The following is a 20927-nucleotide window of genomic DNA, read 5'->3' as shown; positions in this document are numbered from 1 at the left end:
AGCTCAGTACGAGTTGGTTTTCCGGCACAGGTAGGTCCTGGCGAGGGCGAGGTTGAGGAGCAGTCCGATGAAGAATCTCACCAGCCAGGGAATCAGGACCCAATCCCGTGAGAGCTGGTGGATGAACAGGTTCTGCAGGGGATAGAACATCAGCATGATCCCCTGGTCCAGCGCCCAGGTCCCGAGCAGCCAGGCAGCGGGCCGATTCCAGGGGGACTGCTCATCCACCTTCGTCACGAGCCCCTTGAGCAGCCAGAGACTCAGCGCGAACAGCACGAGGCTCGCCGTGGTCTCGGCCATGGACCACCGGGAGCCGATCCCGACCCGGGCGGCGTCCCAGGCGGCACTCGCCACCATGGCAACGGCGGCGACGAGGGAGGCGGGCCCGGGAAGCACCTTCGGGCCCAGTCCCGCCAGCACCCACAGGGCGCCGAGCATCTCGGGCAGGTGAGCCAGGTCGGCCACCCAGGCGTTGTGGACCCGGTTCAGGGCCATGCCGAGCATGGTCCAGTTCACGATGAGCTGGAAGACCAGGAGCGCCGTCAGGCGCCGCATCCAGGGGAAGGACTGGAAGCGCTCCGAGCGGGCGTGGACCGCAGCCGCCAGCACGGGAACCAGGGGGGAAACCGACTGGATGCCCCATCCGACCCAGAGAAGGACCCTGAAGCGGTCCATGGAGGGCTAGAACCAGGCCTGCGACACGCAATAGGGCGGGCAGTCCGTACCCTTCTGGATGAACACGGCGTCCAGGGTGGCGAGGTCCTGCCCTGTCGCGTCCACTGCCACCATCACCAGGGTCGGCGAACCGTCCTCGTGCCGGGCCCGGTAGACGCGGATGCCGGCGGCACCGGGCTGATCGAGGAGCCGCTCGAAGGCGCCGCGGTTGAAGGTGGAGGACCGGTGTTCGCCGGCCTCGGCCCTGGAGTGGAAGGTCCGGACCAGGCTGGCGGCCTCCGCACGGCTGATGCGGTGGTCGCGGTTGGCGTCGAAGGCTTCAGTGGACACAGGGATGCTCCTCGGGCTACGGCCCTGGCGGTGGAATGGAAGGCGGTGGGAAAGGCTCTTCCAATCAGACCCGAAGACGGTCTGGCCCACAAGATGGAACTGCGGCAGAGGTTGGGGTTGAACAGCCGTCCCCAGCGGGTGCGGCCGTCCAACCCCGTAATTCCCCCTGGAGCGCTGTGTCCTCGGCCCCTGACGCTCAGTTGGGCAGGTGGGGCCGGGTGAGGTTGCGATGTCCGCCGGTGGTCACCAGCAGGTTGTCCTCGATTCGGATGCCGCCACAGGGTGTGAGCTCGTCGATGAGCTTCCAGTCGAAGCGGTCCTTGTGCTCGTTCTCGCGGAAGGGGCGCAGCAGCATGGGGATGAAGTAGAGGCCCGGTTCCACGGTGAACACCTGGCCGGCCTCGATGGTGCGGGTGGTGCGCAGGGTGGGGTGCTGGGGCGGCGGTGGCGCCATGGTGCCGTCCGGCGCGCCCTGCCGCCCCGCCACGTCATGCACCTGGATGCCGAGGTGGTGGCCCAGGCCGTGGGGGAAGAAGGGGCGGCTGAGACCCTTCTCCACGGCCTCCTCGGGGGTCGCCTTCAGGATGCCGTGGTCCCTCAGGAGGCCCGCGATGGCCAGGTGCCCCTGGTGGTGCAGGTCGCCATAGGGCAGGCCGGGCTTCACGATGTCGCAGAGCTGGAGCTCGAGCTTCACCATGCCGTCCACGAGGTCCGCGAAGCGGCTGTCGCAGTGGGGCGCCGCCACGGTTCGGGTGATGTCGGCGGCGTAGCCACGGACCTGGGCGCCGGCATCGATCAGCATGACGGACCCGTTCTTCAAGGTGCGCTTGCCCTCGTAGTGGAGGGTGGCGCCCTTCTCGTTGAGGGCCACGATGCTGCCGTAGGGCATCTCGTGATCCACGATGCCCACGGCCTGGATGTAGGCGTAGTGGATTTCCAGCTCGCTGGCGCCGGCCAGGAAGGCCGCCTTGGCGGCCAGATGGCCCCGGGCCGCGAGTACCGTGGCCTCCTCGATGTTCTGCACTTCGTAGGCGGACTTGTTGGTGCGGTGCCAGTCCAGGCGGGCGGTGAGGCCGACGGGATTCAGTTCCAGGTTCGCGGTCTCGGCCCGGTCCGTCTCGTTGCCGATGTAGGCGGCCCGGGCAGGCGTTCCCAGGCGCTTCCAGGCATCTTCGACGGTGCCCACCTCCTCGATGTCGAACTCAGCGGCCCAGAAAGGGTTCCCGAGGGGCAGCTGCTCGTACCAGAAGTCCTCCGGAGCGTAGCGGATGAGCCGCGGGCGCTGGCCCGGGCGGATCACCAGGATGTGGTGGGGCCCGGCCATGGGGCACCAGTGGGCGAAGTGGGGCGTGGGGTGGAAGGGGGCGTCCTGATCATCCGCGAAGTGCGTGTAGACCTTGCCGCTGGAGATCACGAGCGTGTCGAACCCCGTTTCGGCCAGGGCCTCGTCCGTCGTGCGCTGGCGCTCGGCGATGTGGGTATGGAAGAGAGAGGAGAGGTTGGTCATGGGGTCCCTTCAGGGGTGGTCAGCAGGCGGAGGATCGGGTCATCGGAAGCGTCAGAGGAACCGCAGGGGTTTCACCTCGGGTGCGAAGCCGTGGCGGACGGCCTTCTCGAAGAAGAGCGCGAGGCTTTCGCGTTCGGCCTCGCCCAGGGTGTAGCTGATGTTCTCGGTGAGGTACTCGTGCAGCTCGATCTTGGTCCAGCCGATGGTGCGCCGGGCCTCCTCGATGATGGCGGGTAGCTGGGCCTGGCCGATCTCGAAGCTCTTGTGGAAGAAGGAGGCCACTCCGCCGGGAACCGGCAGTTCCGGGGCGTCCTTGCGGACCAGCCAGAGTGCGAAGACGAAGGGCAGGCCGGTCCAGGCGTGCCACTCCTCCGCCAGGTCCAGCACGAAGAGGCCCTGGCGGGGGGCCCGCATGGCCGAGTCGCCGATCATCAGGGCCGCGTCATTGGCTTCGAGCATGGCGGGGAGATCGGGGCCCATGTCGGTCACAGTCGGGACCACGCCGTAGCGCTCCCGCAGCAGCAGCTGGGCCAGCACCACGCTGGTGCGGCTCGAGGTGTCCAGGGCCAGGCTGCGGATCTGCTCCGGCGGCACCTTCGACAGGATCACGACGCTGCGCACCCGCTTGGGGGAGGCGATGCAGAGGCCTGGCACGATGCGGAGGCCCGGGATCCGCAAGTACTCGATGCTGCTCAGGATCCCCGCATCCGCATCCCCACTCCGCAGGCGGTCGGCGCAGGCCGAGGGGTAGTGGAATTTCAGGTGGAAATGCTCCCAGCCGAGGCCGTGCTTGAATCCGTGGTTCAGGGGGGCGGCGTTCAGGTAGTCGATGATGGACAGGCGAAATGGTTCAGTGGCCATGGCAACAGTCTACCGACCCTGCGATGATTCCCTGATGGTCCTCTGGCATTACGAGTTGAATACCCTGATGGGGCCGGTGCATGCGGCTTTCGATGGCCGCGGGCGCCTGCGGGAGCTGGCGGTGGAAGGACTGGATCCCCGCAAGACCACCCCCTTGCCGCCCAAGGAGCAGCGCGAGGCCAAGCGCTACCTGGACCGCCAGCTGGACGCCTACCTGGGTGGCACCCTGCGCACCTTCACCGTACCCGTGGATCCCCAGGGCTCGCCCCTGCAGCTGCGCATCTGGGACACGGTGCGGACCATCCCCTACGGGCAATCCCGGCGGCCGGCGGACCTCGCGTCCTGGCTGGGGGTGGATGAAGATCTCATCATCATGGCCTGTGCCTCGAACCCCATCCTCCTGCTGGTGCCGTCCCACCGGGTCCTCCTGCCCGGCGAGGGACCCCTGCCGAAGGCCCTGAGGGAACTGGAATCGGGCATGGGTTGGCGGCGCCCTTGATCAGGCGCAACAAAAAACCGTGATTCTGCCATGCTGGTGCCCATGAACGGGCCCTATCATCTGCTGCCCACGCCTCTGGGAGACCTGGGCGCGGTCTTCGATGGGGAGGGGCGCCTGATCCGCCTGGACCGCCTGCACGGTCACCCGCTCCTGGCCCCCGCCAGTCCCGTCCCCAAGAGCCTGCCCTACCTGAAGCGGCAGCTGGAGTCCTATTTCTCCGGTAACCTCCGGGACTTCAACATCCCCATGCTGGCCGAGGGCACGGATTTCCAGCGGCGGGTCTGGAAGGAGCTGCAGAAGATCCCCTATGGCCAGGCCATCTCCTATCTGGAGCTGGCACGGCGCCTGGGGGATGAGAAGTGCATCCGCGCGGCGGCCCGGGCCAACGGCGCCAACCCCATCGCCATCCTCATCCCCTGCCACCGGGTGATCGGCTCCGACGGATCCCTGGTCGGTTATGCCGGGGGACTGGACATGAAGGAGTTCCTGCTGCGCCTGGAGGGTGTGCTGCCCAAGGCTCCGCCCCAGCCCCGCCTTCCGCTGGAGTGGGACTGAGACTGAAATCATTCCGACGCCGCCCATCGGAGGACTTCTCCCGGGCGGGCCTCTAGCATGGAGCCATGCGCTGGTCGGAGGAGCACCTCTACGAACGGATCCTGGCCAAGGACGCGTCCTTCGACGGGCGGGTCCTCATGGGCGTCCTGACCACAGGGATCTACTGCCTGCCCTCCTGTCCGGCGCGGAAGCCCCTGGCCCGGAACGTCAGGTTCTTCGTGGACGAGGCCACGGCGCAAGCGGCGGGGCTGCGTCCCTGCAAGCGCTGCCGGCCCGATGCGTTCTACCGGGGCGAGGACGCGGACCTGGCGCGTCTGGAGGACGCCATGGCCCGGGCCTTGGCGGACCCGGCGGCCTTTCCGGCGGCGGAGGCCCTGGCGAAGGCGGCCGGCGTCGGTCTCACCAAGCTGAAGACCCTGTTCCGGGACCACGCCCATACCCAGCCCGCGGCCTTCCTCCAGCGGGCCCGCATCCAGGCTGCCTGTGCGCGGCTGGAGGCAGGGGAGGGATCCCTGCTGGATCTGGGGGCCGCAGTCGGGTTCGAGAGTCCCTCGGGTTTCCACGAGGCCTTCCGGCGGCAGACCGGCCTGACCCCCGGGGCCTACCGGGATCTGCTGGGCTCGGACCGTTTCACCCTGCCCCTGCCGGAGCACACGCGCCTGGACGACCTCCTCCGCTTCCATGGGCGCGATCCCGACAGCGTCTCCGAGCGGGTGGCGGGCACCACCCTCCGCAAGGCCGCGCACTTCGCAGGGAGGCCGGGGATCCTGGACCTGGCCTTCGGCGCGGCCACGGTCGTCGTGTCCCTAGAGGGGACGCACGGTCCCGCCGCCATGGCCGAGGCCCACCGGGCGGCCCTGCGGTTGCTGGCCTGGCATGGGGATTCGGCCTCCTTCGAGGCGGCCCAGCCTGCGCTGGCCCGGGGGCGGGAGGGCCTGCGGGTGCCGCTGACGCTGGATCCCTTCGAGGCGCTGGTCTGGGCCATCCTGGGCCAGCAGGTGAACCTGGCCTTCGCCTACGCCTTGCGCCGCGACCTGATCCGCTTGGCGGGAACCTCCGTGGGGGATCTCATCGCCCATCCGGAGGCCACCCGCCTGGCGGCCCTGGATCCGGCGGAGCTGGTGGCCCGGCGCTTCTCACGGCGCAAGGTCGAATACGTTCTGACAGCCGCCCGGAAGGTGGCGGAAGGCGAACTGCGCCTGGACGAGATGCTCACGGCCACCAGCGCCGGGAAGGCCCTGCTCGCCCTGCGGGGCTGCGGACCCTGGACGGCCCAGTATGTGCTGATGCGTGGCCTCGGCTTCCGGGACTGCGTTCCCGTGGGGGATGCGGCCCTCACCATGGCCCTCCAGCGCTGGTTCAAGCTCGAGGCGCGCCCCGGAGGCCCCGAGACCCTGCGCCTCATGGCCCCCTTCGCGCCCCACCGGAGCCTTGCCACCTTCCACCTCTGGGCCAGCCTGAAAGGGGTCCCCGCATGACGGGCATCCACCGCCACGGCACCTCGCTCTGAAGAAGCGGCGGCAGCACCTGGAGGGCGGTGTCAGGGCTGGAGCGTCCGCAGGGGCCCCCGCTCCAGCGCCAGCCGGGTTTCCCCGGTCGCGCTGAAAGCCGTGTGGAGGACCGCCAGTCCCCGGTCCATGTCCACGGCCCCGCAGCTGAAGAAGTCCACGGCCGCGAAACGATGCTCAGGCCAGGTGTGGATGGCCAGGTGGCTCTCCGCGATGATCACGGCCCCGCTCACGCCGTAGGGGCTGAAGTGGTGGAAGCTGTCGGTGATGATGGTGGCGCCGGAGGCTGTCGCCGCGGTCAGCATGGCGGAGCGGACCCGGTCCAGGTCCGCCAGGGCCGCGGCCTCGCAGCCGGTGAACTCCGCGAGCAGATGCCGGCCCAGGGGAGTCATGGCCGCCGGGTCAGCAGCGCCACACACTCCACATGGCTGGTGAGGGGGAACAGGTCCAGCACGGCCAGATGCTCGAGGCTCCAGGCCTGGGACAGCCGCTTCAGGTCCCGGCAGAAAGCCGCGCCGTCGCAGCCCACCAGCACCAGTGTTCCGGCCCCGGCAGTGCAGAGGCGGTCGCTCAGCGCCGGCTCGAGGCCGGATCGCGGCGGATCCAGCAGGATGACATCGCCCGCTTCGCCCAGTCCTTCGGGCACCCACGCGGCCACATCACCGACCAGGCATTCCGCCGGCAGGCCCAGGGCCTCCAGGTTGCGCCGGGCCCAGGCGACGGCGGCCTCGCCGGATTCCACCAGCACCCGGTGATTGAAGCGCTTGCCCAATAGAGCGGAGAAGAGGCCCACGCCACCGTAGAGGTCGAAGAGGGTGCCGCCCTGAACCTCCCAGCCCTCCATGAGGCTGCGGAAGGCCTCGGCCGCCCAGGGCGGACTCACCTGGAAGAAGGCGCCGGGTTCATGGCGCAGGGTGATCCCCCCCAGCCGGTGCGCCAGGGGCGCTTCCGTTCGGTGCCAGCCGTCCGGTTCCAGGCGCCAGCTGCGGCCCCGTTCATCGGTGGCCAGGACCTCGCTCGCAGGGGTGCCCGTGGACAGCTCCCATCGGCCGGGCCGAGAGGAGAGAATGTGCGCCGCCAGGGCTTCCTGCATGCGCGGAATGGCCAGGGACAAGGGCTCAGCGGCGGCAGGGCAGGCGGACACGGGCACCAGCGCGTGGCTGTGGCGGCGGAAGTAGCCGAGAGAGGCTCCGTCCCAGTGGAGCTGGATGCGGTGGCGGAGGGCCTCCGCCGGGGCCGGATGCCAGTCCCAGGGCACCCCTTCGCCCAGCTGGCGGCGCAGGAGGTCGGCGACCATCTGCCGTTTGAGGTCCGGGGCGTGCCGGCCGGCTTCCCAGAGTTCACAGCCGCCGCAGACCTCGGCCACCGGGCACCCGGCCGCAGCACGGCGGGGATCCCGGGTGATCCAGCGGAGGACACGGCCTTCGCCGTGCCGGGCCTTCCAGACGACGGTGGCCTCCACCACCTCGCCCGGGAACAGGGCCAGCGGGGCCTCCAGGAGCAGCAGGCGGCCGTCGGTCCCGCGGCCCACGCCCTTGCCGCCCCAGGCCAGCCGCTCCACGGGGCCTTGCCAGGTTTCGGTGGGGGCTGGGGAATTCCGATATGCTGTCGGGACTTTCGCCGTCACCCTTCTGGAGCCTGATTCCGCCTTGCGATTCACCGTCGCCGTCCCCCCAGAGCACCGTAGCATCCTCCTGGGCCGTATGGCCGGCGAGATGCGCCGCTCCATGGTCTTCGTGGACGGTGGCCTCGCCGATGTGGTTCTGGGTCTGCCGGGGGACGGGACCTTCGCGGACTGCGAAACCTGGCCGGGTCTGGAGGCCGCGGAGGCGCTGGTGCGGTCGGCCTGGGCACGTCTGCAGGACCGCCGGGACATGGAACGGCTCCACGAGGTGGGTCGCGCCCTGGCCTCGGAGCAGAACCTGGACCGGCTGCTGGATCTGATCCTCACCAAGGCCCGGGAGCTGCTGCTGGCCGAGGCCGGGTCCATCTACCTGCTCATCGGCGGTGAGGATCACCCCGAACTGCTCTTCGCCCACACCCAGAACGCCCGGGTGAGCCTGCCCTTCGCCCGGGTCGCCATGCCCATCTCACGTGAGGCCCTGGCCGGTTTCGTGGCCCTCAGCAAGGAGAGCCTGAATCTGCCGGATGTGTATGGGATCCCCCCGGAGGCGCCCTATCGGTTCAACGACCGCTTCGACCGCCAAGCCGGGTACCGCACCCAATCCGCCCTGGTGGTGCCCATGCTCGACACGGAAGGGCAGGTGCTGGGCGTCCTGCAGCTCCTCAACCGCCTGAAGGAGGATGGCCAGGTGGCCGCCTTCTCCGCCGCGGACCAGAGGCTGGCCCAGAGCCTGGCGGGGCAGGCGGCGGTGGCCGTGAAGAATGCCCAGCTGCGGGAGGAGATCGAGCGCCTCTTCGAGGGGTTCGTGGCGGCCTCCGTGACCGCCATCGAGGCCCGGGACCCGGTCACCAGCGGCCATTCCGGCCGAGTGGCGGACCTCACCGTGGGCCTTGCGGAGGCCGTCAATGCTACGCCGAACGGCCCATACGGCCACCTGGATTTCACGGACCGCCAGCTGCGGGAGCTGCGCTACGCGAGCCTGCTGCACGATTTCGGCAAGGTGGGGGTCCGTGAGCAGGTGCTGGTGAAGGCCAAGAAGCTGGATCCCGGCCAGCTCGAGATCATCCTCCAGCGTCTGCGCCAGCGGGAGCTGGAGGAGGCTCTGGAAGCGCTGGCCCAGGCCTGGAAAGGCGGGGGGCAGCCGGAACTATGGGAACGGGCCATCCAGGACCGGCAGGCCGAGGCGGAGCGCCTCATCCACCTGGTCCGCCAGAGCAACGAGCCCACGGTGATGGCCCAGGAGGTGGCGGAAGGTCTGGGCCTGCTGGAGAACCTGACCTTCACGCACTGGAGCGGGGACCGCCGCCCGCTGGTGGAGCCGGCGGATCTGGCCAGCCTCCGCATCCGCCGGGGCAGCCTGTCCGAGGCCGAGCGCCTCGAAATCGAAAGCCACGTCACCCACACCTTCCGCTTCCTGGAGCGCATCCCCTGGACCCGGGACCTGGCGGGCATTCCCGACATCGCCTATGCCCACCATGAGCGGCTGACCGGTCGTGGCTATCCCCGGAAGCTGGCCGAGCCGGATATTCCGGTCCAGAGCCGCGCCATGGCCATCGCGGATGTCTACGACGCCCTCACGGCCCAGGATCGGCCCTACAAGGGGGCCGTCCCTGTGGAGCGCAGCCTGGACATCCTGGCGGAGGAGGCCCGGGAAGGAGCCCTGGACCGGGGCCTGCTGGACCTCTTCATCGAAGCCCGGGTCTACGAGCGGACGGCCCGGCGGTCCTGAGGGTGGAGGCCGAAGCCCATAGCCGGTAGGCTATAGGATTGGAGTGCCCATGTCGGAACGCGAACCCCGAACGATCGACCTGCAAGGAATCATGGATCTGCTGCCTCACCGGTATCCGATCCTGCTGGTGGACCGCATCCTGGATTTCGAGCCCAAGCAGTGGATCCGGGGTCTCAAGAACATCAGCTTCAACGAGCAGATCTTCCAGGGCCACTTCCCCAGCCGGCCGGTCTTCCCCGGGGTCTATATCATCGAGGCCATGGCCCAGACGGGCGGCTGCCTGCTGCTCCAGGAGATCGAGGACCGGGCCCGGAAGGTGATCTACTTCATGGGCATCGACGCGGTGAAGTTCCGCAAGCCGGTGCTGCCCGGCGATCAGCTGGTGATGGACGTCAAGGTGATCCAGCTCAAGGGCCGGATCTGCAAGATGCGCGGCGAGGCCTTCGTGGAGGGCCAGAAGGTCGCGGAAGCCGAATTCATGTCCATGCTGATGGACCTGGCCGAGGGAGAAGGACGATGAGCGCGCAGATCCATCCGAGCAGCGTCGTGAGCCCGGAGGCCCAGCTGGGCGAGGGCGTGGTCGTCGGCCCCTTCTGTGTGATCGAAGGCAACGCCGTCATCGGCGCCCGTACCCTGCTGCGCAGCCATGTCGTGATCGGTCCCCACACCGAGATCGGCGAGGACAACGACATCTACCCCCATGCCACCCTGGGCATGGGTCCCCAGGATCTCAAGTTCAAGGGAGCGCCCACGCGCCTGCAGGTCGGGAACCGGAACGTGATCCGCGAGGGCAGCACCCTCCATCGCGGCACCGAGGGCGGGGGCGGCCTCACCACCCTGGGCGACGACAACTTCCTGATGACCGGCTCCCATGTGGCCCATGACTGCCATGTGGGGAACAAGAACATTTTCGCCAACTGCGCCACGCTGGCGGGCCATGTCGAAGTGGGTGACGGCTGCAACATCGGGGCCTTCTCCGCGGTCCACCAGTTCTGCCGGGTCGGGCACCACGCCTTCATGGGCGGGTTCACCGTGGCCACTCAGGACGTGCTGCCGTTCATGAAGACCGCCGGCGCCCGGGACACCAAGAGCTACGGGGTGAACACCATCGGCCTCCAGCGCAAGGGCTTCCCCGTGGAGGTGGTCGAGGGCCTGAAGAAGGCCCACCGCCTGCTCTTCCACTCAGGGCTGCTCCGGGACGAGGCCATGGCTCAGACCGAGAAGGAGCTGGGCCACATCGCCGAAGTCGCCTACCTGCTCACGTTCATCCGCGAAGCCAAGCGGGGCGTGCATCGTGGTTGACCAGCCCACGACGGGCCCGATCCGGCGCCACGCCACCCTCGCCATCATCGGCCTGCCCAATGCCGGCAAGTCCACCCTGCTGAACGCCCTGCTGGGACAGAAACTGGCGGCCACGAGCCAGATCCCCCAGACCACCCGCACGAAAGTGCTGGGGGTGGTGAACCGCGGCGATGTGCAGCTGGCCTTCCTGGATACGCCGGGCATCCACCTGCCCAAGCACGCCCTCAACGAACGCATGATGGCCCACGTGGACCAGGCGCTCGAGGAGGCCGACCTCCTTCTGTGGATGGTGGACGCGGACGACTACCTGGGGACGGGTGAGCATGCCCTGGCCAAGCGCCTCCGCAAGCTGGGCCGGCCTACCTACCTGCTGCTGAACAAGATCGACCTGCTCTCCAAGGGCCGCCTGCTGGAGAAGATCGCCACGTACAAGGACCTGCTGCCCTTCAAGGAGATCGTCCCCATCGGCGCCAAGATGGGGCTGAACCTCGACCCGCTCTGGACCCTCCTCGAGCGGGATGCGACCCAGCCCGGCTGGCTCTACGACGAAGAGACCTTCACCGACCAGACCGAGCGGTCCCTGGCCGCGGAGTTCATCCGCGAGAAGGTGCTCCGGAAGACCCGCGAGGAAGTCCCCCACGGGGTGGCGGTGCTCATCGAGCAGTGGCTTGAGGCGGGCCATGCGGACTACCCGGAGGACCTGGGACCTGAAGGCGTCTTCATCGCGGCCCGTATCCTGGTGGACCGCGACGGCCACCGCAAGATCCTGCTGGGCAGCCAGGGCGAGATGATCAAGGACATCCGCCAGAGCGCCCAGCGCGAGCTGAAGAAGCTGCTCCAGCGCCCCGTGCGCCTGGAGCTGTTCGTGAAGGTGGACGAGGGCTGGCGGGACCGCCCCGATCGGCTGGACCGGCTGGAGATCTGAAACGGGTGGCATAGCCTCCTCGCCGGAGTCTCGCGGCGCTGGCCTGTCCCCCAGGCCGCTCCGCGATCCGGCGGTCGGCTAGATCGACAGATCGGTCGCGCGGTGCTCAGGATCGAGCGGCGCCAGGCCTTCCATGGCCGTGACCGAGGTGTACTGGCCGCGGTCCGGATCGAACGCGAAGACCTCGCCGGTCTCGATCTTGTAGACCCAGGCGTGCAGGTGCAGCCGGCCGGCACTCACCGCCTTGGCCACGGAAGGATGGGAGCGCAGGTTCTCCAGCTGGACCAGGGCGTTCTCCTCCACCGTGGCATGCAGCAAGGCGTTGCCGTGGAGGTGGCCGTAGCTCTGCCACATGATCTGCTCGGTCTTCCGGGCATGGGCCAGCCAGGCCTTGGTGGCGGGCAGTTCGCTCAGCTGGTCCGGTTCCAGCAGGGCCTTCATGGCGCCGCAGTTGGAATGGCCGCAGACGATGATGTCCTTCACCTGGAGGACCGTGACCGCGAACTCGATGCCCGCGCTCATGCCGCCCATGTGCTCGTACGGGGGCACGAGGTTGCCCACGTTCCGCAGAATGAACAGCTCTCCCGGCTGGGTCTGCGTGATCAGGTTCGGGCTGATGCGCGAGTCCGAGCAGGTGATGAAGAGCGTCTCGGGCGCCTGATCCTTGTCCAGGCGCTCGAAGAGGTCCTTGTGGGAGCTGAAGATCTGGGTCTGGAACTGGTGGATGCCTTGGACGAGCTTCTGCATCCAGCCAGTCTACCGGAGGTCAGGGGCGGGGAGGGAGCCCCCACCCTCAGAGGTTCAGGTGCGCCAGGTGCTCTTCGGAGGTGATGGGCGTGTTCGGCTCGTCATGGATGATCTTGCCGTCGCGCAGCTTCACGATGCGGTGGGCGTGGCGGGCGATGTCCTCTTCGTGGGTGACGAGGATGATGGTGTTGCCCTTCTGATACAGATCCTCGAAGAGGGCCATGATCTCCACGCTGGTCTTGGAATCCAGGGCGCCCGTGGGCTCATCCGCCAGGAGGATGGAGGGATCGTTCACCAGGGCGCGGGCGATGGCCACGCGCTGCCGCTGGCCGCCGGAGAGCTGGTTGGGCATGTGGTCGCTGCGGGTGCCCAGGCCGACGTTCTCCAGGGCCTTCAGGGCCATCTGGTGGCGCTCGACCGGGGTCTTCCCCGCGTAGATCAGAGGCAGTTCCACGTTCTGCAGCGAGGTCGTGCGGGCCAGCAGGTTGAAGGTCTGGAAGACGAAGCCGATCTCCTCGTTCCGGATCTGGGCCAGGTCGTCATCCGTCATGGCCGAGGCCAGCTTCCCGTTCAATTCGTAGGTCCCGGTCGTGGGGGTGTCCAGGCAGCCGATGACGTTCATCATCGTGGATTTTCCGGAACCGGAGGGTCCCATGATGGCCACGTATTCTCCGCGGCGGATCTCCATGGACACGCCGTCCAGGGCTCTCACCTCCATGTCGCCCATCTGGTAGACCTTGGTGATGTCGGTGAGCCGGATCAGGGGCGCGTCGGTCATGGAATCCTCAGGGGGCCGGGGGAGGCCCCGGTTCATCTTCGCAGAAGTGCCAGGCCTGGTTTAGGCGCTCTTATTCGGTCTCGAGCAGCAGGGCCAACCCCAGTCCTCCCCCGATGCCGAGGGTGGCCACGCCGAGGCCGCCGCCCCGGCGCCTCAGCTGGTGGACCAGGGTTGCGACGATGCGCGCGCCGGTGGCCCCGATGGGATGTCCCAGGGCCACGCCGCCCCCTGCCACGTTCAGGCGGTCCTCGGGAAGGCCAAGTTGCCGTTGGCAAACGAGAAGCTGGGCCGAAAAGGCCTCGTTCAGCTCCCACAGGTCGATGTCGGCCACGGTCAGGCCGTGGGCGGTCAGCAGGCGCTGCACGGCCGGGACGGGGGCCTCGCCCATGTCCAGCGGATCCACGCCCGCTTCGCTCCAACCCAGGACTCGGGCCAGCGCCGGAGCCTCGCCCGCCTGCTCCCGCCGGGCCAGCAGCAGGGCCGCGGCGCCGTCCGACAGGGCAGAGGCATTCCCGGCGGTGATCTGGCCCCGGGGATCGAAGGCCGGGGCCAGCCGGGCCAGGGCCTCCGGCGTGATCTCCGGCCGGATGGATTCATTGTGGTGGAGGTCTGGATGAGGCAGCTGCTCCGCGAGGAAATCGGCCCTGGCCGCCCGGTGGTGGCTTTCCGCCGCCCAGGCATCGGCCTCCAGGCGCGTGACACCCCGCTTGACCGCCAGGCGTTCGATGGTTTCGCCCATGAGCAGCCCCGTTACGGGGCACCGCAGGCCGTCCTGGAACATGACGTCCGGCAGCTGCCGGTGGCCCAGGCGGAACCCCCAGCGCAGGCCAGGCACCAGATGGGGGGTATCCGACATGGCCTCGCTTCCGCCGGCGAGGATGGGTGCCGTCGCGCCGGCCCCCAACCGCTGGGCTGCGAGAATGAGGGCCTGGAGACTGGACCCGCACGCCATGTTGATCGTGAAGGCCGGCGTGTCGCTGGGGAGGCCGACCTTCAGAGCCAGGGTGCGGGCCGGATTCATGCCCTGGGTGTGGCTGCGCGCCATGCCCCAGATCAGGTTGCCGGGCCGGGGCAGGGCGGGGTCGGCCAGCAGGCCCTCCACGGCCGAGACCCCGAGGGGCAGGGCGCCCACGCCCGCCAGGCTGCCGCCATAGCGCCCCTGGGGCAGACGGCCTGCGGCGAGAATGACCAGGTCTCTGGGGTTCCTCATGAAGCAGGATCCCAGTCGTCGGGGGTCGGTTCGCGGGGGCCCAGCCGGACATCCGGCGGGAACCAGGCATCCCACAGGGCCAGGTGCCGGGCCACGTACTCGCGGAGCCAATACCGGATCCGGTTCACGGGAGGGCGGTCCTCGGTGGAGGCCGGGACGCCCCAGGCCTGGATCCCGATGCGATCGGCCAGGTAGAGGGCGCGGGGCAGGTGGAAATCCGAGGTGACGATGACCACCTGCCGCTGGCCAAAGACAGCCTGGGCCCGCTTGAGGCTGTTCCAGGTCCGGAGGCCTGCGTAGTCGCTGACGATGCGGGTGGGCGGGACCCCCTGCTTCACCAGCCAGCGCCGCATGGCCTGGGGTTCGTTGTAGGAAGGGTGCCGGTTGTCGCCGGACACCAGGAACCAGCGGACCTTTCCGTTCTGGTAGAGATTCAGGGCCGTGCGGAGCCGGCCCTGGAGGAGTTCGGTCGGTTCCCCGTCTCCGTACACGCCGGCACCCAGGACCAGCACCGGCCCGCCCACCGCCGGAAGGGCCTCAGCCCGGTAGATTTGCTGGTGGTGCAGGGCTGGGAACCTTCCCAGAGTCCAGAGCAAGTCTCCCAGGAGGGGAAGCGCCAGGATCAGGAGCAGGGTCCGTCGGTGCGGCCAGCAGCGATGAAGAAGGGCGGAGATCGGCATCGTGAGTTAGCATAGACCTTCCGCACGCCCCAGCCCCATGGACCTCCCGCCTGAACGAGACGCCTTGATGAACATGAGCCTTGATCCCGAAGTCCTTCCCGCCCGTCTGTCTTCCCGCCGTCTGCAGGGGCTCCTGGCCCCCCTGGCCATGGTCCTGGCCGCGGGCGGGTTGGGCTGCTTCCGGGCCACGGGTGTGGCCCGGCCCACCGTGGCGGTGGAGGAGATCCCGGCTTCTGGCGGCGACCGGCTGGTCGGCCTGAAGGCCACCTCCGGGCCGGGGGACTTCTACCTCGGCAATGATGCTGTGCAGCTCGCAGTGGACGGGGCGGCCTTCGGTGACCGGGAAGGCCAGTTCGGCGCCCCCTCGGGTGGCGCCATCCTGGATGTGGGCAATGTGTCCCTCGACCAGAACTACAAGCGGGTGTCCATGCCCACGGACCTGGTGGAACGCCTGGGACCCGTGGCCAACCAGGACCCGGATCTGCCCCTGGTCTTCGACCGCTACACCCCCGGCACCGGCGTGAACCTGGTGGATCTGGAAATGCAGGGCTACCTGCTGGACCCCGGGGGCAAGCTGGGCGTGGCCACCGATACCCAGGGGCGGGTGCAGGGCGTCAGCGTCCTCCACCGGATCTCCCTGACCAAGGCCGACACCTTCTTCACCCTGGAGACCACCATCACCAACGGCGGCACCACGGCGCTTCCCATCCGGAGCATTGGGGATTTCCTGTCCCAGCACGGTGGCGGGTTCCGGTTCGTGGTGCCGGCGGTGTCCACCTTCACGGGCACGCCCCTCAGCAGCTGGGGTGCGGAGATCCCCGGTTCGGACTTCTCGGCGCCACTGACCACGAGTGTGGTGGCCCCCATGGTGGCCCTGATGGGCTCCGAGTCCGCGGGGAATACCCTGGATGAACATGCCACGCTGGGCATCCTGCCCCTGGATGTGGATCAGGTGCTGGTGGCTTCCGACCCCCAGCACGCGCTCACCGAGGTCCGCCCCAGCTTCCCGGGCCGGCTGGTGGTGGGCAGTCCTGCGGTGGCCAGCCTCCCCGCTGGGCAGTCCCTGACCTACCGGCGGCGGCTGTACCTGGTGGGCGGGCCCAGCATCTCGGCCACCCAGCCGGCCCAGGCCACCTCGGTCTTCAACGAGATGGTCCAGGCGCGAACGGGCCTCCGGGGCGGGGATTTTGGTGTCCTGGCCTACGATTCCTTCGGAACGGCCGCGCGTTTCGGCCCCAGGCAGACCGAGTTCCGGTTCGAGCGCTATACCGGCCTGAACGCCGACCCGGCCACGGATGCGGATCCCTCCCACTGGGTGACGGAACGGGTGGAGTGGCGCGAAGCCAGCGACATCCCCTCCGGCGGCGGGGCCCTCGGAATCCTGTTGCCGGCTGTGCCCGATGCCCGGGGAACCGGGCACACCCAGCCGTACCGGGTGACCGCCACCAATGCCATCCAGAGCCATACGCTCTACCTCGGTACGAATGCCGCGGACACCAACCGCCCCTATCTGGCGACGCCCATCACGCCGTCGAAGGACCAGGCCTGGCACTTGGCCGAGAGCCTCAGCCCTGAACGCGCCGACGTGGTGGACACCTCCGGCAACGTGATCCAGCAGAAAGAGCTGATCCACAACTTCATGGCCCGGCAGGCGGGGACCCTGGAACTGGGGGGGATGAACCCCCTCCGCATCACCCTCTCGGCCCTGGGCGGGATTCCGGACCCATCCATGAAGCGGAGGCGCAGCCTGGCGGGGTACTACAACCAGGTTCTGAAGGCCAAGGACTTCGCCGGTGCCAACCTCGGCTCCTATCAGTACACGGCCGGGAACCAGATCTTCGGGACCGCCTTCCGGTATATCGGCGGGGCGGCCACGGCCTATTTCCCCCCCGGTGATTATCTCGCCTACGGCACCCGTGGGCCCCTGTCCCACCTGGATGCCCTGCCGGTGAAGTCCTTCCAGGGGCAGGCGGATGTGGCCCACACCTTCGTGACCATTCCGCCGACCCTGCCGGCGGGCTGGACCACCTTCGATGTCCCCGGCCCCACCCAGGCGACCACCGGCGGGTTGAACCCAGGGGAAATGCTCAGTTCGGCCCTGGCGGAAGGGGTGCAGACCGTCGCCCGCACCGAAGAGGACCGGCTGACGGACCCCGTCGCGCTGCGGGATGAATTCCGTTCGGAGATCGACAACCTCGCCGTCTCGGACGCCCAGCGGGCGCCCATCGGCAATGACCCCTTCGTGGTGGGTGCGCGCAGCTCGACGCTTGGGGATGGCTTCGTCACGGCGCTGTTCACCCCGGCCCCCACGGGCAACCGCAATGGCGGGGCCCGTCCCTCCAAGGGTTGGACCCTGGCGGATTTCATCACCCAGTCGGAGGGCGCCTATACCATCGTCCACCGGCCGCGGGGCCCCCAGGGGCTGTTCACCGTGCGCGGGTTCGATCCGGCAGTGCCGATCGGGACTGGGGTCAATGCCTGGTGGACCCAGACCGGACCCGTGAGCCTGACCAAGCGTCAGGGGGATTTCGACGCCCTGGAACTGCTTCGGGCCGAGGGCTGTGACTCGGCGGATCCCAGCGCCTGGTTCGCCGAGTTCAAGGCTGTGCGGAGCGACTGGTTCTCGCTGTTGAGCCAGCAGCAGCCGACCGCTTTCACCAAGGGGCTGGGCCTCTCCGCCGCGCGGTTCAGTTTCGACACCCCCGTGGGCCTGGCCCGGACCTACCTCAAGGTGGGAGCCAAGCTGACGCAGACGACGCTCGACCCAGTGTTGGCCGCCCTTCGCAGTGGTGCCGCCGTGGCCTCCACCGGCCCCCTGCTTGATGTGACCGTCAATGGCGTGGGACCCGGGGGCCTGGTGCCCGGCCCTGCGGCCACCGTCACCCTCACCATCTCGCTCTATGCGGCGGATTGGGTGCCGGTGGACGAGGTCCGTGTGGTGGTGAACGGCGTGGCCCAGGTGGTGCCCATGAGCAGCTTCACCGCCTCCACCTCCGACTTCCTGCTGCGCACCGCGACCCTCAGTGGCGTGGCGATGCCTACCGGCAAGGACGCCTGGGTGGTGGTCGAGGCCGGCGTCCCTCTGGCCACGACGGGGGCGTACCAGGCCGGCACGCCCTGGAACAAGATCATGAAGGGCATCTATCCCGTCGCAGTCACCAACCCGGTCTTTGTGGATGTGGACGGCGGGGGGTACACTCCTCCGGGACTCTGAACGGACGGTGCAGTGATGGCGGATTGGCTTCCGGAACGCCTTCCGGAGGATATTGATGCGGAGCGGTCCTTCCTGGCCACATGCTGCGCCCCGGGCGCTGGCTTCGTGGCCAGCGAGGCGGTGTTCGCCCTGGCGGAGGACGACTTCGTCCATCCGGCCCACCGCGCCGTATTCCGGGCCCTGCGCACCCTCATCGAAGCCCAGGTCGAGGTCAATTCCCTCACCCTGAAGGATGCGCTGGATCAGGACGACAGCCTGAACAAGGTCGGCGGTTATCCCGGCCTGGTGGAGCTGCTGGCCGGCGAGGATGTCGAGCGGCCCCAGGTGCTGGCGGACCTGATCCGCCGCAAGGCCAAGCTGCGTCGCCTCGTCCACTTGGGCGCCCAGCTGGTGCGCCAGGCCGCAGAGGAGGATGAGCCACCGGAAGTGCTGGTGGACCAGACCGCCCAGAGCCTCTTCCACCTGGCCCAGGGCGATGCCAAGGCCCGGGGCCTGCTCTCCATCCAGTCGGTGGCGGACGATGCCATGGAGCGCCTCCATGAGCGGCTGGAGGGACGCCTGTCACCGGGCGTGCGGGTCGGGTTCCAGCGATTCGACGAACTGACCCAGGGCTTCCAGCCGGGGAATCTCATCGTGCTGGCGGCCCGTCCGGGCATCGGCAAGACGGCCCTGGCCCTGAACTGGGTCCTGCGCGCGGCCCAGGAGCGGGATGGCCGCCCGGGTCATTGCGGCGCCTTCTTCAGCCTGGAAATGAGCCACGAGGAGGTCTTCCTGCGCCTGCTCGCCGCGCAGAGCCAGACCAACATGAAGGATCTCCAGTCCGGCCGCGCCACCGGGCGGCTGGATCATGTGATGCGATCCCGGGACGAGCTGGTGCAGATGCCGCTGTTCATCTGCGATCAGGCCTCGATCACGGTGCCCCAGATCCAGAACATGATCGTGAAGCAGGGCAGCCAGAGCAATCGACGGGTGGAGTTCGTCCTCATCGACTACCTCCAGCTGCTCAGCAGCCCCGAGAACAGCCGGGGCGCCAAGCAGAACGAAGCCGTCCGCATCGGCGAGATCAGCCGCGGCCTCAAGCTCATGGCGAAGGACTTCGGCATACCGGTGGTCGTGCTCTCGCAGCTGAACCGCGAAGTGGAACACCGCACTGGCGGCCGACCGCAGCTCAGCGACCTCCGCGACTCGGGTGCCATCGAGCAGGACGCCGACATGGTGGCTTTCATCCACCGGAAGATGATCCCCTCAGCCAACGAAGAGCCCGATCCCTCAGCCGAGCTGATCGTGGCCAAGCACCGCAACGGCCCCACCGCGATCATCCAGCTGCACTTCCAGGGCGAGTACGCGATGTACCGGGAAATGGTCCGGGAGACGTCCTCCTACGCATGAAAACGGCGGCCGCCAGGCCGCCGTTTTCATGCGTGGATGAGTTGCTATTCCAGGCCGAAGGTCGACGATTCCAGTTCCTTTTTAGCGAAAGCCATGAAGAGATCGGCGGTGGCGCCATCGACGATCCGGTGATCGAAGCCCAGGCTGCTGAACATCATCTGGCGGATGGCGATGAAGTCGGTGCCGTCGGGGCCGGTGATGACCACGGGGCGCTTCACGATGGCGCCCACACCCTGGATGGCCGCCTGGGGCTGGTTGATGATGGGCAGGCCGAAGGTGTCGCCGTAGACGCCCGGGTTGGTGATGGTGAAGGTGCCGCCGCTGATCTCGTCGGGCTTGAGCTGCTTGGTGCGGGCCCGCTCGGCCAGGTCGTTGAGGCTGCGGGCCAGGCCGCCCAGGTTCATCATGTCGGCGTTCTTCACCACGGGGACGATGAGGCCCCAGTCCAGGCTCACGGCGATGCCGAGGTTGATGTCCTGCTTGTAGACGATGTTGTCGCCGTCCACGGAGGCATTGGCGATGGGGTAGGCGCGCAGCGCCTTGCAGGCGGCCATCATCACGAAGGGCATGAAGCTGAGCTTGGTGCCGAACTGGGCTTCGAAGGCCTTCTTGTGCTTGTTGCGCAGCTGGGCCACATGGGTCATATCGATCTCGAAGATCGTGTAGGCGTGGGCCGAGGTCCGCCGGCTCGCCACCATGTTGTCCGCGATGATCTTGCGCATGCGGCTCATGGGCTCGACCTTCACGCGCTCTCCGGCGGCGAAGGCGGGCATGGCCGGGGCCGGGGCCACGGCCATGCCCGGCGTCAGCCCCATGGTCGGCGCGGAGGGGTCGTGGACTGCGGGCAGGGCAGGCGCGATGGATGCTGCTACCGGGGGGGCGGCGGGTACCGCGACCGGCCCCTTGGCCAGGTAGGCTTCCAGGTCCTCCCGGGTGACGCGACCGGCCTGGCCGCTGCCCTGGACCCGGGCCAGGTCGATGCCGTGCTGCTTGGCCATCTCGCGGACCAGGGGGCTGCTCTTGGTGCGCAGGCGGCCCTCGAGGCTGTTGTCATCCTCTTCGACCAGCGGGGCAGGAGCCGCCGCGGAAATCGGCGCCGCTGGGGGAGCAGCGACCGCAGGGGGCGCGCCAGCTCCGGTCGGCTTTTCGGAGGCACCGCCGATGCGGGCCACCACGGTACCCACGGGAACGGTGGCGTTCACGTCCACGAGGATCTCCAGCAGGGTCCCGGCGGCGGGAGCGGGGATCTCCGCGTCCACCTTGTCCGTGCTGATCTCGTAGAGGGTCTCGTCCTTGGCGATCACATCGCCGACCTGCTTGTGCCACTTCAGTACGGTGGCTTCCGCGATGCTCTCGCCCATCTGGGGCATGACGACGTCAAAGGCCATGGTTCG

20 protein-coding genes are annotated in these 20927 nt (G+C 68.6%); 9 read left to right on the top strand and 11 right to left on the bottom strand.

From position 1 onward, the window contains the following. Positions 1 to 3: 3 nt before the first annotated feature. The 4 genes from MLE43_RS03655 to MLE43_RS03640 all read right to left on the bottom strand — a co-directional run bounded on the left by MLE43_RS03655 (position 4) and on the right by MLE43_RS03640 (position 3373). Entirely contained in the window at positions 4 to 675 is a 672-nt protein-coding gene (locus tag MLE43_RS03655) for a hypothetical protein (RefSeq protein WP_243302011.1), read from the bottom strand. Between the two features lie 6 nt (positions 676 to 681). Further along, positions 682 to 1005 (bottom strand): hypothetical protein, encoded by a 324-nt coding sequence (locus MLE43_RS03650; RefSeq protein WP_243302007.1) that lies wholly within the window; start codon positions 1003 to 1005, stop codon positions 682 to 684. Between the two features lie 196 nt (positions 1006 to 1201). Further along, entirely contained in the window at positions 1202 to 2512 is a 1311-nt protein-coding gene (pepQ, locus tag MLE43_RS03645; protein WP_243302005.1) for a Xaa-Pro dipeptidase, read from the bottom strand. Positions 2513 to 2563: 51 nt separating this feature from the next. After that, positions 2564 to 3373 carry a menaquinone biosynthetic enzyme MqnA/MqnD family protein gene (locus MLE43_RS03640; RefSeq protein ID WP_243302003.1) on the bottom strand — a complete coding sequence of 270 codons (810 nt, stop codon included), beginning with the start codon at positions 3371 to 3373 and terminating at the stop codon, positions 2564 to 2566. Between the two features lie 34 nt (positions 3374 to 3407). Between MLE43_RS03640 and MLE43_RS03635 the strand changes: the two genes are divergently transcribed. The 3 genes from MLE43_RS03635 (at position 3408) to MLE43_RS03625 (ending at position 5905) form a co-directional block, all read left to right on the top strand. After that, positions 3408 to 3872, top strand: a complete 465-nt coding sequence (locus tag MLE43_RS03635; protein ID WP_243302001.1) for a methylated-DNA--[protein]-cysteine S-methyltransferase — start codon at positions 3408 to 3410, stop codon at positions 3870 to 3872. A 30-nt stretch (positions 3873 to 3902) separates the two neighbouring features. Further along, the gene (locus tag MLE43_RS03630) at positions 3903 to 4427 is read left to right on the top strand and encodes a methylated-DNA--[protein]-cysteine S-methyltransferase (protein ID WP_243302000.1); all 525 of its coding nucleotides are present in this window, start codon (positions 3903 to 3905) and stop codon (positions 4425 to 4427) included. Between the two features lie 65 nt (positions 4428 to 4492). Continuing rightward, on the top strand, positions 4493 to 5905 hold the full coding sequence (locus MLE43_RS03625; RefSeq protein WP_243301998.1) for a DNA-3-methyladenine glycosylase 2: 1413 nt from the start codon (positions 4493 to 4495) through the stop codon (positions 5903 to 5905). A 62-nt stretch (positions 5906 to 5967) separates the two neighbouring features. Here MLE43_RS03625 and speD read toward each other — a convergent pair whose 3' ends face one another. Both speD and MLE43_RS14760 read right to left on the bottom strand, forming a co-directional pair. Further along, positions 5968 to 6327, bottom strand: a complete 360-nt coding sequence (gene speD, locus MLE43_RS03620) for an adenosylmethionine decarboxylase (RefSeq protein ID WP_243301996.1) — start codon at positions 6325 to 6327, stop codon at positions 5968 to 5970. Next, on the bottom strand, positions 6324 to 7496 hold the full coding sequence (locus MLE43_RS14760; RefSeq protein WP_338029049.1) for a class I SAM-dependent RNA methyltransferase: 1173 nt from the start codon (positions 7494 to 7496) through the stop codon (positions 6324 to 6326). The genes speD and MLE43_RS14760 overlap by 4 nt, the downstream gene beginning before the upstream one ends. Positions 7497 to 7584: 88 nt before the next feature. Between MLE43_RS14760 and MLE43_RS03610 the strand changes: the two genes are divergently transcribed. The 4 genes from MLE43_RS03610 to era are packed head-to-tail and all read left to right on the top strand — an operon-like array spanning position 7585 to position 11515. Then, the gene (locus MLE43_RS03610) at positions 7585 to 9288 is read left to right on the top strand and encodes an HD family phosphohydrolase (RefSeq protein ID WP_243301994.1); all 1704 of its coding nucleotides are present in this window, start codon (positions 7585 to 7587) and stop codon (positions 9286 to 9288) included. A gap of 49 nt (positions 9289 to 9337) precedes the next feature. Continuing rightward, complete coding sequence (gene fabZ / locus MLE43_RS03605) at positions 9338 to 9808, top strand: 3-hydroxyacyl-ACP dehydratase FabZ (RefSeq protein ID WP_275976001.1); 471 nt, start codon at positions 9338 to 9340, stop codon at positions 9806 to 9808. Next, on the top strand, positions 9805 to 10590 hold the full coding sequence (gene lpxA, locus MLE43_RS03600) for an acyl-ACP--UDP-N-acetylglucosamine O-acyltransferase (protein ID WP_243301977.1): 786 nt from the start codon (positions 9805 to 9807) through the stop codon (positions 10588 to 10590). Before fabZ ends, lpxA begins: the two co-directional genes overlap by 4 nt. Beyond that, positions 10583 to 11515 carry a GTPase Era gene (gene era / locus MLE43_RS03595; protein ID WP_243301975.1) on the top strand — a complete coding sequence of 311 codons (933 nt, stop codon included), beginning with the start codon at positions 10583 to 10585 and terminating at the stop codon, positions 11513 to 11515. Before lpxA ends, era begins: the two co-directional genes overlap by 8 nt. 78 nt (positions 11516 to 11593) lie before the next feature. On the opposite strand, the gene MLE43_RS03590 is transcribed toward era, so the two are convergent. From MLE43_RS03590 to MLE43_RS03575, 4 genes are all read right to left on the bottom strand, one after another. Then, entirely contained in the window at positions 11594 to 12262 is a 669-nt protein-coding gene (locus tag MLE43_RS03590) for a carbonic anhydrase (RefSeq protein ID WP_243301973.1), read from the bottom strand. A gap of 46 nt (positions 12263 to 12308) precedes the next feature. Beyond that, on the bottom strand, positions 12309 to 13040 hold the full coding sequence (locus MLE43_RS03585; RefSeq protein WP_243301971.1) for an ABC transporter ATP-binding protein: 732 nt from the start codon (positions 13038 to 13040) through the stop codon (positions 12309 to 12311). Positions 13041 to 13110: 70 nt separating this feature from the next. After that, positions 13111 to 14250 carry a thiolase family protein gene (locus MLE43_RS03580; RefSeq protein ID WP_243301969.1) on the bottom strand — a complete coding sequence of 380 codons (1140 nt, stop codon included), beginning with the start codon at positions 14248 to 14250 and terminating at the stop codon, positions 13111 to 13113. After that, positions 14247 to 14846, bottom strand: a complete 600-nt coding sequence (locus MLE43_RS03575) for a SanA/YdcF family protein (RefSeq protein ID WP_243301967.1) — start codon at positions 14844 to 14846, stop codon at positions 14247 to 14249. Before MLE43_RS03575 ends, MLE43_RS03580 begins: the two co-directional genes overlap by 4 nt. Positions 14847 to 14997: 151 nt before the next feature. On the opposite strand from MLE43_RS03575, the gene MLE43_RS03570 reads away from it, so the two are divergent. Both MLE43_RS03570 and MLE43_RS03565 read left to right on the top strand, forming a co-directional pair. Then, positions 14998 to 18144, top strand: coding sequence for a CehA/McbA family metallohydrolase domain-containing protein (locus MLE43_RS03570; protein ID WP_243301965.1), 3147 nt, complete (start codon positions 14998 to 15000; stop codon positions 18142 to 18144). A 15-nt stretch (positions 18145 to 18159) separates the two neighbouring features. After that, complete coding sequence (locus MLE43_RS03565) at positions 18160 to 19533, top strand: replicative DNA helicase (protein ID WP_243301963.1); 1374 nt, start codon at positions 18160 to 18162, stop codon at positions 19531 to 19533. Positions 19534 to 19577: 44 nt separating this feature from the next. Here MLE43_RS03565 and MLE43_RS03560 read toward each other — a convergent pair whose 3' ends face one another. Then, positions 19578 to 20921, bottom strand: coding sequence for a dihydrolipoamide acetyltransferase family protein (locus MLE43_RS03560; RefSeq protein WP_243301961.1), 1344 nt, complete (start codon positions 20919 to 20921; stop codon positions 19578 to 19580). Positions 20922 to 20927 lie beyond the last annotated feature (6 nt).

The sequence above is a fragment of the Geothrix oryzisoli genome, assembly GCF_022808865.1.
Lineage (GTDB): Bacteria > Acidobacteriota > Holophagae > Holophagales > Holophagaceae > Geothrix > Geothrix oryzisoli.
The sequence above is the reverse complement of the archived record's forward strand: the minus strand, read 5'-3'. Positions and strand labels throughout refer to the sequence as shown.